The sequence below is a fragment of the Paraburkholderia sp. WC7.3g genome (assembly GCF_050436345.1).
Taxonomy (GTDB): Bacteria; Pseudomonadota; Gammaproteobacteria; order Burkholderiales; family Burkholderiaceae; genus Paraburkholderia; species Paraburkholderia podalyriae.
In genome coordinates this window covers 896,780-913,719 of record NZ_JBNDMA010000002.1, presented here as the reverse complement: position 1 = coordinate 913,719, position 16,940 = coordinate 896,780, and the positions used below count along the sequence as shown (strand labels likewise).

Annotated in this window: 13 protein-coding genes; 3 read left to right on the top strand and 10 right to left on the bottom strand. The window is 64.9% G+C overall.

Going from position 1 to position 16,940, the window contains the following annotated elements; all coding sequences use genetic code 11:
* Positions 1–95: 95 nt before the first annotated feature.
* Positions 96–1,373, top strand: coding sequence for an amino acid deaminase (locus tag OKW43_RS15770; RefSeq protein WP_429448330.1), 1,278 nt, complete (start codon positions 96–98; stop codon positions 1,371–1,373).
* 127 nt (positions 1,374–1,500) lie between these two features.
* Here the strand turns inward: OKW43_RS15770 and OKW43_RS15765 are convergent, their stop codons facing one another.
* Together OKW43_RS15765 and OKW43_RS15760 are read right to left on the bottom strand one after the other, a co-directional pair.
* The gene (locus tag OKW43_RS15765; protein ID WP_429451685.1) at positions 1,501–1,986 is read right to left on the bottom strand and encodes a MarR family winged helix-turn-helix transcriptional regulator; all 486 of its coding nucleotides are present in this window, start codon (positions 1,984–1,986) and stop codon (positions 1,501–1,503) included.
* Positions 1,987–2,016: 30 nt separating this feature from the next.
* On the bottom strand, positions 2,017–3,612 hold the full coding sequence (locus tag OKW43_RS15760) for an MDR family MFS transporter (RefSeq protein ID WP_187633958.1): 1,596 nt from the start codon (positions 3,610–3,612) through the stop codon (positions 2,017–2,019).
* 139 nt (positions 3,613–3,751) lie between these two features.
* On the opposite strand from OKW43_RS15760, the gene OKW43_RS15755 reads away from it, so the two are divergent.
* The gene (locus tag OKW43_RS15755; protein ID WP_187633959.1) at positions 3,752–4,591 is read left to right on the top strand and encodes an EcsC family protein; all 840 of its coding nucleotides are present in this window, start codon (positions 3,752–3,754) and stop codon (positions 4,589–4,591) included.
* Here the strand turns inward: OKW43_RS15755 and OKW43_RS15750 are convergent.
* From OKW43_RS15750 to OKW43_RS15715, 8 genes are all read right to left on the bottom strand, one after another.
* On the bottom strand, positions 4,558–5,526 hold the full coding sequence (locus tag OKW43_RS15750; RefSeq protein WP_429448328.1) for an alpha/beta hydrolase: 969 nt from the start codon (positions 5,524–5,526) through the stop codon (positions 4,558–4,560). The genes OKW43_RS15755 and OKW43_RS15750 overlap by 34 nt on opposite strands.
* A gap of 131 nt (positions 5,527–5,657) precedes the next feature.
* Positions 5,658–6,092 (bottom strand): CHRD domain-containing protein, encoded by a 435-nt coding sequence (locus OKW43_RS15745; RefSeq protein WP_187633961.1) that lies wholly within the window; start codon positions 6,090–6,092, stop codon positions 5,658–5,660.
* Positions 6,093–6,474: 382 nt separating this feature from the next.
* The gene (locus OKW43_RS15740) at positions 6,475–10,887 is read right to left on the bottom strand and encodes an ATP-binding protein (protein WP_429448326.1); all 4,413 of its coding nucleotides are present in this window, start codon (positions 10,885–10,887) and stop codon (positions 6,475–6,477) included.
* Positions 10,888–11,018: 131 nt separating this feature from the next.
* On the bottom strand, positions 11,019–11,765 hold the full coding sequence (gene aqpZ / locus OKW43_RS15735; protein WP_429448324.1) for an aquaporin Z: 747 nt from the start codon (positions 11,763–11,765) through the stop codon (positions 11,019–11,021).
* A gap of 251 nt (positions 11,766–12,016) precedes the next feature.
* On the bottom strand, positions 12,017–12,661 hold the full coding sequence (locus OKW43_RS15730; protein ID WP_429448322.1) for a response regulator: 645 nt from the start codon (positions 12,659–12,661) through the stop codon (positions 12,017–12,019).
* Positions 12,662–12,768: 107 nt separating this feature from the next.
* Positions 12,769–13,458 (bottom strand): response regulator, encoded by a 690-nt coding sequence (locus OKW43_RS15725; RefSeq protein ID WP_429448320.1) that lies wholly within the window; start codon positions 13,456–13,458, stop codon positions 12,769–12,771.
* A gap of 135 nt (positions 13,459–13,593) precedes the next feature.
* Entirely contained in the window at positions 13,594–14,262 is a 669-nt protein-coding gene (locus OKW43_RS15720) for a response regulator transcription factor (RefSeq protein WP_187633966.1), read from the bottom strand.
* 272 nt (positions 14,263–14,534) lie between these two features.
* Positions 14,535–15,899 (bottom strand): MFS transporter, encoded by a 1,365-nt coding sequence (locus OKW43_RS15715; RefSeq protein ID WP_187633967.1) that lies wholly within the window; start codon positions 15,897–15,899, stop codon positions 14,535–14,537.
* A 96-nt stretch (positions 15,900–15,995) separates the two neighbouring features.
* Between OKW43_RS15715 and OKW43_RS15710 the strand changes: the two genes are divergently transcribed.
* A complete protein-coding gene (locus OKW43_RS15710) occupies positions 15,996–16,886 on the top strand; it encodes a LysR family transcriptional regulator (RefSeq protein WP_187633968.1) in 891 nt (296 codons plus the stop codon).
* Positions 16,887–16,940: the final 54 nt, after the last annotated feature.

Genomic DNA, 16,940 nt, shown 5'->3' with positions numbered 1-16,940 from the left:
ATGGTACTAAATAACATTCCTTCAGACATCGTACTTTCGGTAACATGATAAAGTCAAATCTGACTCGATTTACCCGGACGATGGAGCACGGAGACATGAAAGTTACAAACTATCAGAGCGCGACGATTGATCCTTATAGCAAGGGCTTGGGCATGGTTCCGGGCACGAGCATCCAACTGACGGACGCCACGCGCCTCGAGTGGAACCTGCTCGCCGAAGACGTCAGCCTGCCGGCCGCCGTGCTGTACGCGGATCGCGTCGAGCACAACCTGAAGTGGATGCAGGCGTTCGTCGCCGAATACGGCGTCAAGCTCGCGCCCCACGGTAAGACCACGATGGCGCCACAACTGTTTCGCCGTCAGCTCGAAACCGGCGCGTGGGGCATCACGCTCGCCACCGCTCATCAGGTGCGCGCCGCGTACCACGGCGGTGTGTCGCGCATCCTGATGGCGAACCAACTGGTCGGCCGCCGCAACATGATGATGATCGCCGAATTGCTCAGCGATCCGGATTTCGAATTTTTCTGCCTCGTCGATTCGGTCGAAGGCGTCGAGCAACTCGGCGAATTCTTCACGTCGGTGAAAAAGCCGCTGCAGGTGCTGCTCGAACTCGGTGTGCCGGGCGGGCGCACCGGCGTGCGCGATGAAGCGCAGCGCAACGCGGTGCTGGACGCGATCGCGCGCTATCCGGACGTGCTCAAGCTCGCGGGCGTCGAACTGTACGAAGGCGTGCTGAAGGAAGAAGCCGAGGTCCGCGCGTTCCTGCAAGGCGCGGTCGCGGTAACGCGCGAACTGGTCGAGCAAGGGCGTTTCGCGCGCTCACCGGCGGTGCTATCGGGCGCGGGATCGGCGTGGTACGACGTGGTCGCCGAAGAGTTCGCGCAGGCGACGCAAACCGGCAAGGTCGAGGTCGTGCTGCGCCCGGGCTGCTATCTGACGCATGACGTGGGCATCTATCGCAAGGCGCAGACCGACATCTTCAAGCGCAATCCGGTCGCGAAGAAAATGGGCGAAGGGCTGCTGCCGGCGCTGCAATTGTGGGCGTACGTGCAGTCGATTCCCGAGCCGGATCGCGCGATCATCGGCCTCGGCAAACGCGACTCCGCGTTCGACGCTGGCATGCCGGAGCCCGCGCGTCACTATCGTCCGGGCCAGCAAGCGCCGCGCGACATCGCCGCGAGCGAGGGCTGGGAAATCTTCGGCCTGATGGATCAGCACGCGTATCTGCGGATTCCCGCTGGCGCCGATCTGAAAGTGGGTGACATGATCGCGTTCGACATCTCGCATCCATGCCTGACGTTCGACAAGTGGAAGCAGGTGCTGGTCGTCGATCCGCAGTATCGCGTGAAGGAAGTGATCGAGACGTTCTTCTGATTGGCCTGGATTGCGCCGCGCTCATTGAAGCGCGAGTTGTTCGACCAAAAAAAAGGCTGTGCGCCCTTGGGCTCACAGCCTTTTTTATCGCCCCGCCCGGAGCAGAAGATCACACGCGTTGCGCCGCCTAGTCGCCAGCGCTCTGCTGCGCCGCCGCGACGTCCACGCTCGCGGCGCTGGCGTTGGCCGTCACTTCGCCGATGCGCGTCTCCAGCATTTTCAGCGCGCTCGACAACGCCCCGAGCGCCTCATCCGGCAACCCGGCCATCGTGTCGTGCAAAAACGCATTGCGACGCGGCAGGCTCTCCTCGGTTGCGGCGTGCCCCGCTTCGGTCAGGCGCACGTTGGTCACGCGGTTGTCGCGTGCATCCATGCTGCGCGCGATCCAGCCCATGCCTTCGAGCGCCTTCAATTGTCGCGTCAACGCACCCGGATCGACGCGCAGCCGCTCGACCAGCCGCTTCTGCGACGACTCGCCGGCCTGCTCGTGCAGCGCGAGCAGAATGCGCCAGCGTGGCAACGGATGACCCACCTGGGCCTCGAATGCCGACATAAACGCCCGATACGTTCGGCCGAATTGCTGCATGATGGCGACGCGGTCCTGTTCTTCCATAATCTGCCTGTCCAACCCCAAGTCCAAAAATCAGTCTGCGTGAATCACCGGCTCGAGCTTGCGCTGCAGCTTGATCGGCGGTACGCGGCGGGTTTGCCACACCGACACGACGGCGATCACCGCGGCCACCGCGAGACCCAGATGAATCGCCGCGACCAGCGCCTCGCGCGCGCTTTCGAGCAGCATCGCGCCGTTGTGGCCCGCGTGCGTCAACTGGTTGACGAGCGTGGTCTGCGCATCGCGATTGATCAGGATCTGCGGATCGCCGAGATCGGCGAACCAGTGCGACGCGCCCGCGCCTTCGAGAGCATTGCGCACGCCGCTCTTGTACATGTGAGTCACCAGCGTACCGGTCAACGCGGTGCCGATCATGCCACCGATCATCCGCAGCGACTGCAGCAGCGCGGTCGCGATGCCGAGATGTTCGCGGCCCGCGGTCTGCTGCGCGAAGATCGTCAGGTTCGGCATCACGAAGCCCAGCCCGAGGCCGCCGACGACCATGAACGACATCAGCACCCATTGCTGCATCGAACGGGTCGCGACGACGATGCCAAGGCATGACAGCGCGACCATTGCAAAGCCGACGTACAGCATCAGGTTCGGATTCTTCACCCGCGACACGACGCGCCCGTTCGCGATACTGCCGATCGTGATGAACACGACGAGTGGCGTGATCACAATGCCCGCCTCTTTCGGCGACATGCCGAAGCCGCCCTGGAACAGCAGGGGCGCGTAGAACAGCAGCGAGAACATCGTGAAACCGCCGAGCACTGCCAGTGTGAACAGCGCGGCGAGGCTGCGGTTGCGGAACATGTCGACGGGCAGGATTGCGGTCGGGCAGCGCTTTTCCCATTTCCACAGCGCGATGGCCGACGTGACGGCGAGCCCGAGCAGCGCGAACGCGCTCAGCGTGATGCCGTGCTTCGGCAGCAATTCGACGAACAGCTGCAGCGAGCCGAGCGCGATCGCGATCAGCAGTGCACCGGGCCAGTCGAGGCGCATTTTGCCGGTGTGCTCGACGTGTCGCAGATGCGGCAGGAAACGCCACACGAAAAACAGCGATAGCAGGCCGACCGGCAGATTCACGTAGAACACCGAACGCCACCCGTAGTACTGCGTCAGAAAACCGCCGAGCGACGGCCCGACCGCGTTCGCGATGCCGAACGCCGAGCTCATCAACACCTGCCAGCGCAGCCGTACGACGGAATCAGGGAATAGATCGGGAATGCACGCGAACGCGGTGCCGACCAGCATACCGCCGCCGATACCCTGCAGCCCGCGCGCGAGTACCAGATTCAGCATGTTGTTGGCCGCACCGCATAGCACCGACGCGCCGGTGAACACGACGATCGACGCAATCACAAACGGCTTGCGCCCGTAGTAATCGCCGAGCCGCCCGAAGACCGGCACGGTGATCACTGAAGTCAGCAGGTACGACGTGGCGACCCACGCATACAGTTCGAAGCCGCGGAGTTCTGACACGATGGTGGGCAGCGCGGTGCCGACCACGGTCTGGTCGAGCGCGACCAGCATCGTGACGAACGAGATGCCGAGCATGGCCAGCAGGGATTCGCGGAACGGTAAAACTTGCCCGCTCGAGTGAGGGGCGGCGGTATGGACAGCCATTTTTGATGGAGCAAAAGTTGACGTGTCAAAGAATTGTGGATCATATCACGGCGCGATGCTCCAGGCGTGACCGGAACGCGGCTTGCAACGCGGTAGACTGACCCGAAGTACCCGACGACACGACATGCCAGGGAGGCTCATGCAGCCGAATTCGCTTGCAGCACCATCCTTATCGGAGCAGGACCTCACCGCGCTGCGGCGGGCGAAACACCAGCTCGAAAGCCCCGCGCTCACGATGAAGCTCGCGAGCGTCGTCGGCGCGCCGATCGAGAAGCTGCTGTCGCGCATCCCGGCGTTCGCCAACGAAAAGGTGTCCGATGCGACGCAGGCCGCGTTGCGCAAATGTTTGTCGATCGCACTGCGCACGCTCGGCCGGCGCGACGACGCGAAGCTGCTCGCGCCTGACAAGCCCAACAACCTGCTGCACAAATTCGCGGTCGCGACGACTGGTGCGGCCGGCGGTGCGTTTGGACTGGTCGCGCTGCCGGTCGAGCTGCCGGTCACGACCACGCTGATGTTCCGCTCGATCTGCGACATCGCGCGCAGCGAGGGCGAGGACCTGAGCTCGGTCGAAACGCAACTGCAATGCCTGACCGTACTCGGCATGGGCGGCACATCGAGCGAGGACGACGACGCCGACCTCGGCTACTTCTTCATGCGTGGCGCGCTAGCGCAGGCGGTGTCGAAAGCGTCGTCCGAAGTGGCCAGCAAGGGCTTCACGACACACGGCACGGCGGCACTGCTGCGGCTGCTCAACGCGATCGCCGCGCGCTTTTCGGTGCAGGTCAGCGAACAGATCGCGGCCAAGTCGATTCCGGCAATCGGCGCGGTACTCGGCGCGATGGTCAACACCGTGTTTATCGATCACTTCCAGCAGGTCGCGCATGGCCACTTCACCGTGCGGCGGCTCGAGCGACAATACGGCCAGCAAACGATCGAGGCCGTCTATCGGACGCTCGACGTCACGCTCGACACCTGAGCCCGATTCGCGGCGCGGCTCGTCGCGCGTCGCACGAACGCCGCCGCGCGGTCGAGCGCGCGGTTCGCCTCCGGCATGAACGGCGCGAACATCGGCCACACGTGCGGCACGTTATTCCACACCTCGCATTCGCAATCGACACCCGCCGCATGCGCGTTGTCGGCGACGCGGCGCGCGTCGTCGAGCAGCACCTCGGTGCTGCCCGCCTGGACGAACAGCGGCGGCAGACCGCGCAGGTCCGCGTAGACCGGCGATGCGTACGGATGCGTGGCTGACGCGTCGCCGAGATAGACCTTGGCCGCGCGCTCGATCGAGGCGCCGCAGAACATCGGATCGACGCTGTCGTTGGTGCGCAGGCTCGCGCCGGTCGCCGCGAGATCGGTCCACGGCGAGAACAGCAGGCCGCCGGCGGGCATCGGCGCGCCGGCGTCGCGCAGCGCGACCAGCGTGGCGAGCGCGAGACCGCCGCCGGCCGAGTCGCCAGCGATGACGATCGAGCTCGGTGCGATGCCCATCGCGAGCAACTGTCGATAGGCGGCGGTGGCGTCGTCGAGCGCGGCCGGGAAGCGATGCTCGGGCGCGAGGCGATAGTCGAGGGAGAAGAGCCGCGCGTCGGCGCGCGGCGCGAGAGCGAACGTCAGCGACCGATGCGTGCGCGGCGAGCAGAAATAGTAGCCGCCGCCGTGGCAATACAGCACCGTGGGCTCCGCGCCGCCGGCCGTGCCGCCGTCCACGCGCTCCAGCCATTCGCCGACGAGCGGTGCGTCGCTCACGCCATACGTTTCGCGCAGATGCCAGCCGCGAGGCACGCGTGGCGACCATACGCGCGTCGAGGTCAGCGCGCGCGCCCGTTCGACGTTGATCAACGGTTTGAGAGTTTCGGGCCGGAACTGCCTGCGCAAGTACCAGCACGCGAGCGCGCTTTGCCAGCTCATCGGGACATGCCCCTTCGTTGAAGTCCCGTCATGGTACGTGCGTTGGCGGGGGCGCCGTTGGACGGCGGGCTCTAGTCGCGCGACGGTGGTCGTGGGCCGTGGCTCGCGCGCTCGGCCCGCGAGTGCCGCGCCTAGTTCGCCGGCAACACCTGCCCGCGAATTTCGCCCATCGGATTCTGCGCGGTATGAATATTGAAGTACCACTGCCCCGCCATCAGATCGGTGACCTGCTGCTCGGTCAGCTTCGTCGTGCCGTTGATCGGACTCGCGAGCGCATGCTTGTCGATCGGCACCTGGATCTTCGCGTTCTGGCCGACCGGCGCGGGACCGTGGAAATGCGCGGCGGTGACCGGACCGCTCAAGCCGTCGTAAGTAACGGTCCACTGCAGCGATTGGGTGGACGTGTCGAAGGTCGCATTCAGTGTGCCGTGCCCGTGACTCACGCGCGGCGGCACTTCGCTCGACGGCTCGAGATCCGCTTTTAGCGCAACGGCGTCTGCGAACGCAGCGCCCGATGCAAGCACCCACAACACCACGGCCAGATTCAATTTTCGCAGCGAAATCATGGTCTTCTCCGGACATTGACGCGCCGCCGCGGCGCCAGTGTCGGCCGTGCGGAGCTTCCACATACTAGTGCAATTCATTTGAAGCCGGTGACGCCGGGACGGTGGTTTGTTAGTCCGCTTTAACTCGAACCGGGCGTAATTCAAACGCAAGGCCTGCTGCAAGACCGTTTTAATCGATTTAACCGAAAAGTTAGTTGCGCGATTCGTAATGAATAAATCAGGTCATTCCTGGTATGCTTCGATTCGCGAGAAGTGACTCCTTCATCGAAGGATGTCTCCAAATCTTTAACGCGGCTTCGGCCGCGTTTTTTTTCGTCTCGATTTTTGGTCGAGGCCGTTTGAATTGCCCGCGCATTTGCGCAAAGTTACGGCGCACCGCTTGTTAGTCGAGCAATGCGGCCTGTTGTTCGATGCCATCGAGCATCGCCTCGCATCGGCGGATTAATGCATGCCCCCCGTCACGCAACTGCTCGGGCTTCGCAGCAATGTCGCGGCAATAGGCTTCGAGTACCTGTACGAGCGGCGGATACTGCAGCACGTTCGCCGCTCCCGTCACACGATGCAGCCACTCGTGCACCCGTCGCACATCCGCGCGTTCGAGCAACGTCGCAAGCGCGTTGATGTCGTCGCGCAGCGACGAGACGAATGAACCGAGCAACGCCTTGACTGTCGACTCGCTTCCCCATAACTGCGTCATGTGCGCGAGTTCGACGGGCACGAACGGTTCAGGACCGACACGCAGCGTGGCCGGCCGCTCGCCGGCTGGCGCGGACGAAACGCGACCGGATGTTTCCGCCGGTGCGGAGTGCCGCGCGCTGTCGGTCCCAAACCAGCGGCTCAGGTAGTCGCGCAACGTGGCGAGCCGGGTCGGCTTGGTCAGACTGTCGTCCATGCCGGCTTCGCGGCACAGACTCAGGTCGTCAGGCGCGGTATTGGCCGTGATGCCGAGTATCGGCAGACGCTGCGCGCCGCCGCGCAGTGCCTCCGCCTCGCGGATACGGCGGGTCAATTCGTAGCCGGACAGGTTCGGCATGTGACAGTCCGTGATCAGGCAGCCATAGCTCGTACTCTCCAGCGCGGCGAGCGCCTCGGCGCCGTCGTTCGCGACGTCGCACGCGAAACCCAGCAGCGCGAGTTGATGGCGGATCAGCTCCTGATTGACCGGATGATCTTCCGCAACGAGGATCAGCCGCCCGCTCGCGATCGCGCGTTCACGATCGGGCGGGTTCGCGACGCCATCGGTCGTGAACGGCATGCCTGCCGCACGCAATGCCGTCGGAGCCATCGACGGCAGGCCGGTCATCGCGGCCGCGCATGCGGCGTCGAGGCCGCGCCACGAAATCGGATTGATGCTCACGCGCACCTTGTCGTCGAGGATGCGGTAACCCGTCGGCTTCGGTTTTTCGGTCAGCGTGACGACGCGCGTATTCGCGCCGATAGGGACGGGCAATGTGACGTCCTCGCCGACGAACAGCAGATCTGCGCGGCTCAGCACAGCGCTTTTGCGCAGTGTCGCCGCATCGGGCGGGAGGCTGCTCAGTTCGAGCCCGAGCGCCTCGCCGAAGTGTGCGAGGGCTCGACCGATGCGCGGATCACGCGTGATCACCACGCCGAGTTTGCCGCGCAGATCGTTGACCGGATAGCGCTGCGCGACGATCGGCATCGTCAGTCGCACCATCATGCTCGTGCCGTGGCCGGGTTCGCTGCGCAGCGTGAGCGTGCCGTTCATCAGGTCGATCAGTTTGCGGCAGATCGTCAGCCCAAGGCCCGTGCCGCCGAAGCGCCGCGTGGTGGACGATTCCGCCTGCACGAACGGCTCGAACAGACGCGACTGCACATCCGCCGCGATGCCGATGCCGGTGTCCTGCACGGTTAGCTCGAACGTCTGCGAATCCGCGCGATCTGCGACGACCGCCACGCTCACACCCACCTCGCCCTTCGGCGTGAACTTGATCGCATTGCCGAGCAGATTGAACAGGATCTGCCGCAGACGCACGCTATCGCCGCTCAGCGTCGCAGCGACGTCGGCCGCGATGTCGACGCGCACTTTGAGCCCATTTTCGTGGGCGCGCCCCGCGAGCAGGCCGACCGCGTTATCGACGAGTTCGCGCAGATCGATCGGCTCCGCTTCGAGCGTGAGCCGCCCCGCCTCGATCTTCGAATAATCGAGCAAATCATCGAGAATCTGCAGCAGCGCGCCCGCCGACTCGTGGATCATGCCGAGCATTTCGCTCTGATCGGTACTGAGCGGCGTGCGCTCGAGCACTTCGACGAGACCCAGCACGCCGTTCATCGGGGTGCGGATTTCGTGGCTCATCATCGCGAAGAAGCCGTCCTTCGCGCGCGAGGCCGCCTCGGCAACATCGCGTGCTCGCGCCAGCTCCTCCGAACGCGCGCGCTCGACGCTCGCATCGACCCAATAACCGCTCCACACGACGCTGCCATCGGCTTCGCGCCGCGGCACCAGCTCGGCCCGCAGCCACTTCAACTGACCGGCGCTTTCGAGGCGGAACTCCATATGCACCGGCGTGCAACAGGTCGCGGAACGCTCGAGCTCGGCGAGAACGAGCGGCCGATCCAGCTCCGACACGCGCTGGAAATCGACCCGCGCGCGCCGATGCGAAGCATCACCCTCGCCGAGCAGATGCCGCGTATCGCCGCCGATGTACGGGAACGAATACGCGCCGGCCGGCGCGCGTCGCAACTGGAACACGACGGCCGGCAACGAGCGCGTGACGTCGAACAGGCGCCGTTCGGTTTCGCGCGCGCGCATTTCGGCGCGCCGGATGTCGGTGATGTCGACCATCGTGCCGAGCACGTACGCCGGCTGCCCGTCGCCGCCTTCGCAGACGCTGGTCCAGAAAATCCCATGCCGCGACTCGCCAGCGCGGTCCTCGAACTGCAGTTCGACTTTCGCGATGCCGCCGCCTCGCAGGATCTCGCGCGTCATGTCGTCGAGCACACGGCTGTTTGCGTCGCCCCAAGTGCCGACCTCGGCCGTCGTACGCCCGAGCACGTCCTTGCGCTCCAGTCCGCACGCTTTCTCATAGGCCTCGTTGATCGCGATGTAGCGTCCGTCCAGGCCTTTCGCGATGAGCGGATACGGCACCGTCTTCATCATCGTTTGCTGGAAGTTCAGTTGCAGCGCGAGCTCGCGCTCGGTCTGCTTGCGCAGCCGGACTTCGCGTTGCAGCAGCACGTACGCGCGCAATGTGACCAGCAGCACGACGCCGATGCCGATCAGCACCGGCAGCAGCCGCACCGCGGTCACGCTCCAGATCGTGTCGTCCGGCGCGGCGGGACTCACCCACTTGCGCCGGATGCGCTGCTTTTCGGTTGCCGGCATCGCCTGCAACGCGCGATCGATCAGCTTGACGAGCGGGCTCAGATCCTCGCGCACCGCAAAATACAACGAGTCGGATTCGCCGAGCGAGTCGAGCACCCTGAGCGCGCCGACATAGTGCTGCCGCAGCTGCACGTTGATCGCGGCAGCGTTGCCGACCAGCACGTCGGCCTCGCCGCTCGCGACCATGCGCAGCGCATCGCCCAGGCTCGCCGCGACGACGATGTGATCGACCGGCACCGCCTCCAACGCGAGCGGTACCGAGCCGGCTACGTGCGGCGACATCACGACGCGGCACGACGCGATATCGTTGAACGAGCATGGGGGCGGCGCGCCGCTGCGCCCGACGATCACCAGCGGATCGCTGTCGTACACGCGGCTGCGCTCGGCGCCATCGAGAAGCGCAGCGCGACTCGATGTGGAGGACAGCATCGCGAGCTCGCCGCGCTGGAACGCTTCGATGGTGGCGGCCCAGTCGGCCATGCGCGCGCGGTTGAACACGACACCGAGCGTGCTGCTCAGGTACGCGAGGTAATCGGCTGTCAGACCGACGGGGCGACCGGCGGCGTCAACATAGCTGAACGGCGCCCAGTCATTGTCGAAGCCGATCTGCAATGGCGGCAGCGCACGCAGCCAGTTCTTTTCTTCCGGCGTTAGCGTGAAGCCCGGCGCATCCGGCGCGGGCGCCGCGTTGAAGTTGCCGGACAGCCAGCGCGCGCGTATCGCGGCGGCCTCGGCGGGGTTCATCGACACCAGCGCGCGGTTCAGTTGATCGCGTAAAGCAAGCTGGCGAGGCGAGACGGCAAAGCGCAGGTCGAGCGCCTTGCCGCCTTGCTCGAACGCCACGCGCAGGCTGCGATACGCGTGGGTCGCCAGTTCGTATTGCACGACCGGCGTGAAGCCGAAGTAGAGATCGGCATCGCCATGCAGTACCGCGTTCAGCGCTTCGCGTGTGCTCGCGAATGAGACGATCGTCGCGCGCGGAAAACCGGCGCGCAACAATCGCTCACGCGCAAAACCACGCTCGATCGCGATGCGCGCGCCGGCGACGTCGGCGGGGTTCACGTACCGAACGTCGTTGCGACGCACGACGGCCGACGCAAACGAGCGGAAGTAGGGAGCCGTAAAGCCGAGGCAGCGCTCGCGCTCCGGCGTGCGCGCCAGGCTCGTCAGCAGGTCGACCTCGCCGGCGCAAGCCGCGGCGAGCAGTTTGGCCATGTCGGGAAAGCGCTTCGTCTCGATGACGACGTTCGGCCCCACGAGTGCGCGCAACAGGTCGCCGCTGACGCCGGCAAGCCGCCCGCCCTGTGGGATGTCGAACGGCGGCCAGCCGCCTTCGAGTATGCCGACAGTCAATCTGGCAGGAAATGCAATGGGTGACGACGCGGAAGAGCCGGCTCTCACGGCGGAGATGACGGGTGAGTCTGACGCGGCGCGGGCAGGCACGGCCATGCAAACCGCATGCGTAGCCACCAGCAGACATAATGCGAGCCAACGCATCTTTGAGTGGCGCGGCGAGCGCGGCCACAGACACCGCAACCTCCACCGCATCCCCAACGGCAGTGGCGAGTACCGTCCCTCGCTCACGAAACGTCACCCTGCCCGTCCACTAACGACACCGGGGACGAATCGGCTCGGCCGCCCAGAAACGAAAACAGCACGCCAGCGGCGATTGCGCCGGCCAACGGCGCGGCCCAGAACAGCCACAACTGATCCAGCGCCCAGTTACCGACGAACAGGGCCTGCGCGGTCGAGCGGGCGGGATTGACTGCTCCATTGGTGACCGGAATCGACACGAGGTAGACGAGCATCAGACATGCGCCGGTGATGAACGGCGCAACCGTTGCCATCTCTTTTCGAACGACGACCAGCAGGCAGGCCCCGACGAACACGACCGACAGCACGAACTCCACGATCAGCGCCGAATGCAATGGATAGTCGGCGGGCGAATGAGCGCCGAAGCCGTTCGCCGCGAATTCGCTCGCGGTGAGTTCGAAACCCGGTCGGCCGCTGGCCAGGTAGGCAAGAAGCGCCGCGGCGACGATTGCGCCCGCGATTTGCGCGGCGATATAGGGCAACACATCACGCACGGGAAAGCGCTGCGCGACCGTGAGGCCGACGGTGACGGCAGGATTGAAATGCGCGCCGGAAATCTTGCCGAAGGCATAGCTGCCGGTAGCGAGCGCAAGACCGAACGCCAACGACATTTGCAGCGCGCCGCTGGCCTGCAGCACACCCGTGGTGTCCAGCACCGTACTGCCGCAGCCGACGAACACGAGCCATGCCGTACCCACACCCTCACTCCATAATCGCTTGCCTAACGCAACCATCTTTATCCCATCCATCAAGTACGAGGCACAGACGCCGAACGATCGCGCGAAGAGGTCTGCACCGGATTCCCCTGATCCATCGGTAATCGGATCACGAACTAGCCAAGGCGACAGTTGCGGCGCAAAGCGCAATGAGGGGCGGCGGTCAGAATTATTGAGTGCCCCCACGCCACGCCAATCGGAATAGTCTGATATCGGCCCCACCAGACCCATCGAAAACAGGAAGTTGTGACCATTGCGGCGCCTCAGCCTCATATCAGCCCGATCTGAGTGGCGTAGTTGATCAGGTCGGCTTCTGTTTCCAGTCCGAGCTTGCGCATCGCGCTGCGCTTTTGCGTGCTGATGGTTTTGTCGCTACGTCGCAGGCGGGTGGCGATCTCGTGCACCGCGAGGCCTCGCACATAGAGTTGAAACACTTCCCACTCGCGCGCGCTCATCGCACCGCCGCGCCTGGGCGGCGCAGGTTCCGCAGCCGCGAGTGCGGCCTGAACCTGCTCCGATAGATGGGTGCCCCCGGCCGCAACGGCTTCGATTGCGTCGATCAATGCGGCCACGGCGTCGCGCTTGTCGACGATTCCAGTGACACCGATATTGCGCAAGCCGGCCAGCATATGCTCGCGCCCAATCATGGTCAGCACGACCACGTGCGGATGCGGCATGCGCCGTAACAGCCGACGCAATAGTGGCACCGCGCTAGTGTCTCCGTCGAGTCCCGGCATGCCAATGTCCGACACGACGACGTCGCATGCACAGGCATCCAGCAGCTTGGCGAGACCCGAGGTGTCGGCCGCTTCGCCGACAATTTCGATATTCGGCCTATCGCGCAGCAGAAATCGGACGCCCGCACGAATGGAGTCGTGATCGTCCGCCACGACGACGTGAATCTTGTTTGTCATTCTTTCCCGTGACTTTCTTATGTTGTCGATCGGCATACCGCACGAAACGTGACCCCCGGTTATGCCGATGCATTCGCCGCGCGCCTGCGCGGGATGTTGCCGCCTGGTTAGCGGTTCTTACCAAACGCTTCCGGTACGACTCCATACTCGACGGCGTAGCGAAACAGTTCAGCGTCGCTATTCAGCGACAGCTTGCGCATGGCCATGCACTTCTGCGCGCTGATCGTCTTCACACTGCGTCCCAGCCGCGTGGCGATTTCCGTGACGCCAAGTCCTGACGCGTACTGCGTAAATACCTCGAGTTCGCGGCGAGACAGCGTGGCGCGCACGAAGTCGAGACGTTGCGTCAGCGTGACGTCGGTAAGCATGGCGCGCACCGCCGGACCGACATAACACTCGCGAGCCAGCGCCATGACCACCGCGACATGAATCAGGTCGATGCGATCGCGCTTGCTCAGCAGCCCATCGACGCCGAGTGACATCACCTTGCGCAGCGTCGCCGCCTCCGTTTCCATTGTCAGAATGACGAGCGCCACGTTGGGATAGCGCGCCTTGAACTGCCTGACGACGTCGAAGCGGTTGTCGTTGTGCCCTCCTGGCATGTAAAGGTCCATCAGCACGATATCGCAGGGACTGCGATCGACTTCGATGAACAGTTCGGCGACATCCGCCGCACGGCCAACCACTTTCAGGTTGGGATAATTGCCAATCAGATTTTCGATAGCCAGCAGAACCAGCGGATGATCGTCCGCGATGATCGTTCGAACGGGCGTGCCTGATGCAGCCATGAGGTTCATCGTCTGGCGCTCCTCGATACTTTCATTTCCCGACACCCTGTTGTGTGTGACCGGCGCTCTCGCAATGGTCGAGCATTTCTTTTGCGACAAACATAAGAGCGCTCTGAAATGGACCGAATGACATTGGCCTGATGCCTAGTTTTCGGGTTCGAGCAGCAGCGTGCCGCATGCGCGCACACAGGAAAAAAGCGCGGGATCGTCGTTGACGCCAAGCCGCGCCATCGCTTCACGCTTTTGCCGGCTGACCGTGCGGCGGTGGCAGCCGAGCGCCGCCGCGATCTGCACGATGGACTCACCGCTCACCAGCCTGCGCAGGATGTCGGTCTGCCGCTTCGACAGCAGCAGGGCCGACACCAACAGACCGTTGTCCTGCTGCGAACGCGCGAGCGTTTCGACCACTGAGCGGCCCAGGTAGCGCGCGCCGCGCGCGCTGTCACGGACCGCTTGCGGCAGTTCTTCGAGCGAATCGGTTTTGCCCAGCACGCTGACCGCGGCATCGGCGGCGATGACGCGCAACATCGCGGCATTCGTCTGCGCGGTCACGACGACGACCCGTAATGACGGCCACTCGCCGCGAATGCGCCGGATCAGGCCGGGTCCGTCGCCAATCTCGCCGCCTGGATCGGGCATGGAAAGATCAACGACGAGCACGTCGCACCGCGTGTGTTGCAGCAGTGCGATCAACGCGGTGGGCATCTGCGCCTGACCGACGACAGACAGACCTTCGTGTCTCTCCAGAGTCGATTTCAGGCCGAGCAGGACGAACGGATGATCGTCCGCCAGAATGATTCGAAGATTCGCCACGATGAGTCTCGCTCGTTATAAGAATGGTCGGAATGTGCGCAGCAATGACTGTGCATGCGGCATGCGTCGATCTGCGTCACGGCACTCAAGCGACGTGCCAGTAAGACCATCTGATCACCCTCGCGAATTCGCGACAATCGGAACGTTCCTAATCCGGCTTAAGAATTGGGATATTTCATAGTTCTACCAAACGATAGGAACCGCAATTCGAATCGAATCGAATCAAATCGAGTCGACGGCGCAACGCGGGCGCCGGCGTTGTTCCCAATGTCTCACGCCGCATCACATGCACGCGTCGGGCGCAGTGGTCGCGTCGACGCGGCGCGCGGAAACACCGGCAACGCGAGCAACGCGCAGGCGCTCGCCACCGTCCACACGAGCGGCCACGCGCCGATCGACAGCAGCGCAGGAATCGCGAGCGGCGTCAGGAACAGCGTGAGGAACACGCAGGTGTTGCCCATTGCGAGCGCGGTGCCCGCGCGGTGCGTACCGGCCAGCGTCGCCAGTTCGGTGAACGCGACGCCGTGCCACGCCGACGCGCTGACTCCGCCGAGCACGATCATCAGCGCGAACAGCGCGACCGCCACAGCGCGATGCATGCCGATGAGCCCGGTCGCGAGCGCGAGCAGCACGAACAACACGGCGGTCAACAGACTGCAGGCCCGCATATACGCGCGACGATTACCGCGCCGATCGGTCCACGCGCCGCTCCAGACCCGCGCGATCGCGGCGCCGATCTGCACCGCGGCCATCGTCGCGCTGATCGCAAACATGCCGGCGCGCGCGAAGTCGTTCAGGAACACGGTGCCGAACGTGATCACGGCAATCTGCGGCATGCACAGCGCGCCCGCGCCGAGCGCGACGCGCCAGATCGCGATGTGACGCAATGGGGAAATCATCGGCCGCGGCGCGCTGATGTTGAAGGCGTCCGCATGCCGCCCGCTGGCCGCCGCCGCACGGGCCGTCGCGGTCGCGCGCGCTCCTTTGGCCGCCAGCGCGTCGTTCGCGTGCGCGGGCTCATGCAGCCAGCACCACGCGAACCATGCGGTGACCGCGCACGCCAACGCCAGCACCGCATAGGCGCTCGCAAAACCGAAGTGCGAGGCGAGCACCGGCAGCACCAATGCACCGAGTCCACCGCCCGCCGGCACGGCGGTTTGGCGGATGCTCATCGCGAGGCCGCGCTCGCCTTCGCGAAACCACGCCATCACCGCTCGGCCACTCGATCCGTTGACGCTGCCGCCCAGCAGCCCCACCAGCAGCAAGCCGAGCGCGAGCGGCACGATGCCGGGCACATGCGCGCCGCCCGGCGACACGAACAGCGCGAGACCGGCGAGCGCGGCCGCGGTCGACAGCAGCCCGAGCAACAGCACGCGACGATCGCCCCAGCGGTCGGTCAGCAGCCCCCACGGCAGCTCGCTAACCGCGATGCCGAGCCCGAGCATGCCGAGCACGAGGCCGAGCCCATGGTTGCCGAGATGGTAGTCCGAGCGCAGCAACACGGCGGTCGTCGGGATACCCGAAAATGCCGCCGAAAAACTCGCGTTCGCGGCAAAGCCCACGCCCAACACCTTCCAGCGATGCTGCGCGCCGCGTTCGCCCGCGCCGCGCGACGCTGTCATCGGTCCGTTTTCCATCACACCCTCCGTATTTCGGTTCGGGGGTATGCTACGGCTGCGCCTTCCATCGGAAAAGCCGGAAAATTAGATCATCGCCATCGGAAAAACCGAATCATGAGCCAGCGTGGTTTCGACCTTGCACAGTTGCGGACCTTCGTCGCGGTCGCCGAATCGGGGGGCGTGTCAGCAGGCGCCGAGCGCGTGTTCCTGTCGCAGTCGTCGGTGAGCGAGCAGTTGAAGAAGCTCGAGGAGCGCGCCGGCCAGCCGCTCTTCGTGCGCGGTCGGCAAGGCGTGAGCCCGACGCCCGCGGGCGAGCGTCTGCTCGAGCATGCGCGGCGCATCATCGCGATGAGCGAAGCGGCGTTCGACGACCTGCAAGGTCGCTCGCTCGACGGCGAGCTACGCATCGCGATCACCGATTACTACCGGCCGCACGACATCGCGCGCATCCTCAAGACGTTTTCGGAACAGCATCCGCGGTTGAAGCTGCACGTGACCGTGCTGCCGAGCGCGGCGATCGACAGCGGCGCGGACGATCACGCGTCGTTCGACATCGGTTTGTCGGCGCGGCTCGTTACCGGCCAAACGCGCGCGCGGCGCGCGGGGGCCGGTGCCAGTGGCGCGAGCATCGTCGTGCGGCGCGAAAAGCTGCTATGGGTCAGTTGCGCCGATGCCGCCCGCCCCGCCGCGCCGTACCCGCTGGTGTTGCTGCCGTCGACATGTCAGTTGCAGCGCTTCGTCGTCAAACTGCTCGACGAACACAAGGTGCCCTACGTGGTGTCGCATTCGGCGTCGGGCGTCGCGGGACTGCAGCTCGCATTGAAGGCCGGGCTCGGCATTTCCTGTCTGAACGAGTCGTCGCTCGGCGGCGGCGTGGTCGCGTGTGCCGCGAACATCGGCTTGCCGCCGCTGCCCGCCATCGAGTTTCATCTGCTGCCGGGGCGTCCGGGCGAAAGCGAACTGGTCAGCAATGCACGTGATGCGCTCGTGCGGCTCTTCGCGTGACGCGCACCAGCGCCCGCACCCATGCCCGCCCGCGATTGTCGGATCGCTCGTTGC

Excerpts from the sequence above, each read along its gene's own strand:
- OKW43_RS15770 (WP_429448330.1), top strand. The coding sequence starts at position 96 with ATGAAAGTTACAAACTATCAGAGCGCGACGATTGATCCTTATAGCAAG.
- OKW43_RS15750 (WP_429448328.1), bottom strand. The coding sequence starts at position 5,526 with ATGAGCTGGCAAAGCGCGCTCGCGTGCTGGTACTTGCGCAGGCAGTTC.
- OKW43_RS15755 (WP_187633959.1), top strand. The coding sequence starts at position 3,752 with ATGCAGCCGAATTCGCTTGCAGCACCATCCTTATCGGAGCAGGACCTC.
- OKW43_RS15765 (WP_429451685.1), bottom strand. The coding sequence starts at position 1,986 with ATGGAAGAACAGGACCGCGTCGCCATCATGCAGCAATTCGGCCGAACG.
- OKW43_RS15745 (WP_187633961.1), bottom strand. The coding sequence starts at position 6,092 with ATGATTTCGCTGCGAAAATTGAATCTGGCCGTGGTGTTGTGGGTGCTT.
- OKW43_RS15710 (WP_187633968.1), top strand. The coding sequence starts at position 15,996 with ATGAGCCAGCGTGGTTTCGACCTTGCACAGTTGCGGACCTTCGTCGCG.
- aqpZ (WP_429448324.1), bottom strand. The coding sequence starts at position 11,765 with ATGGTTGCGTTAGGCAAGCGATTATGGAGTGAGGGTGTGGGTACGGCA.
- OKW43_RS15715 (WP_187633967.1), bottom strand. The coding sequence starts at position 15,899 with ATGGAAAACGGACCGATGACAGCGTCGCGCGGCGCGGGCGAACGCGGC.
- OKW43_RS15730 (WP_429448322.1), bottom strand. The coding sequence starts at position 12,661 with ATGACAAACAAGATTCACGTCGTCGTGGCGGACGATCACGACTCCATT.
- OKW43_RS15760 (WP_187633958.1), bottom strand. The coding sequence starts at position 3,612 with ATGGCTGTCCATACCGCCGCCCCTCACTCGAGCGGGCAAGTTTTACCG.
- OKW43_RS15740 (WP_429448326.1), bottom strand. The coding sequence starts at position 10,887 with ATGGCCGTGCCTGCCCGCGCCGCGTCAGACTCACCCGTCATCTCCGCC.
- OKW43_RS15725 (WP_429448320.1), bottom strand. The coding sequence starts at position 13,458 with ATGAACCTCATGGCTGCATCAGGCACGCCCGTTCGAACGATCATCGCG.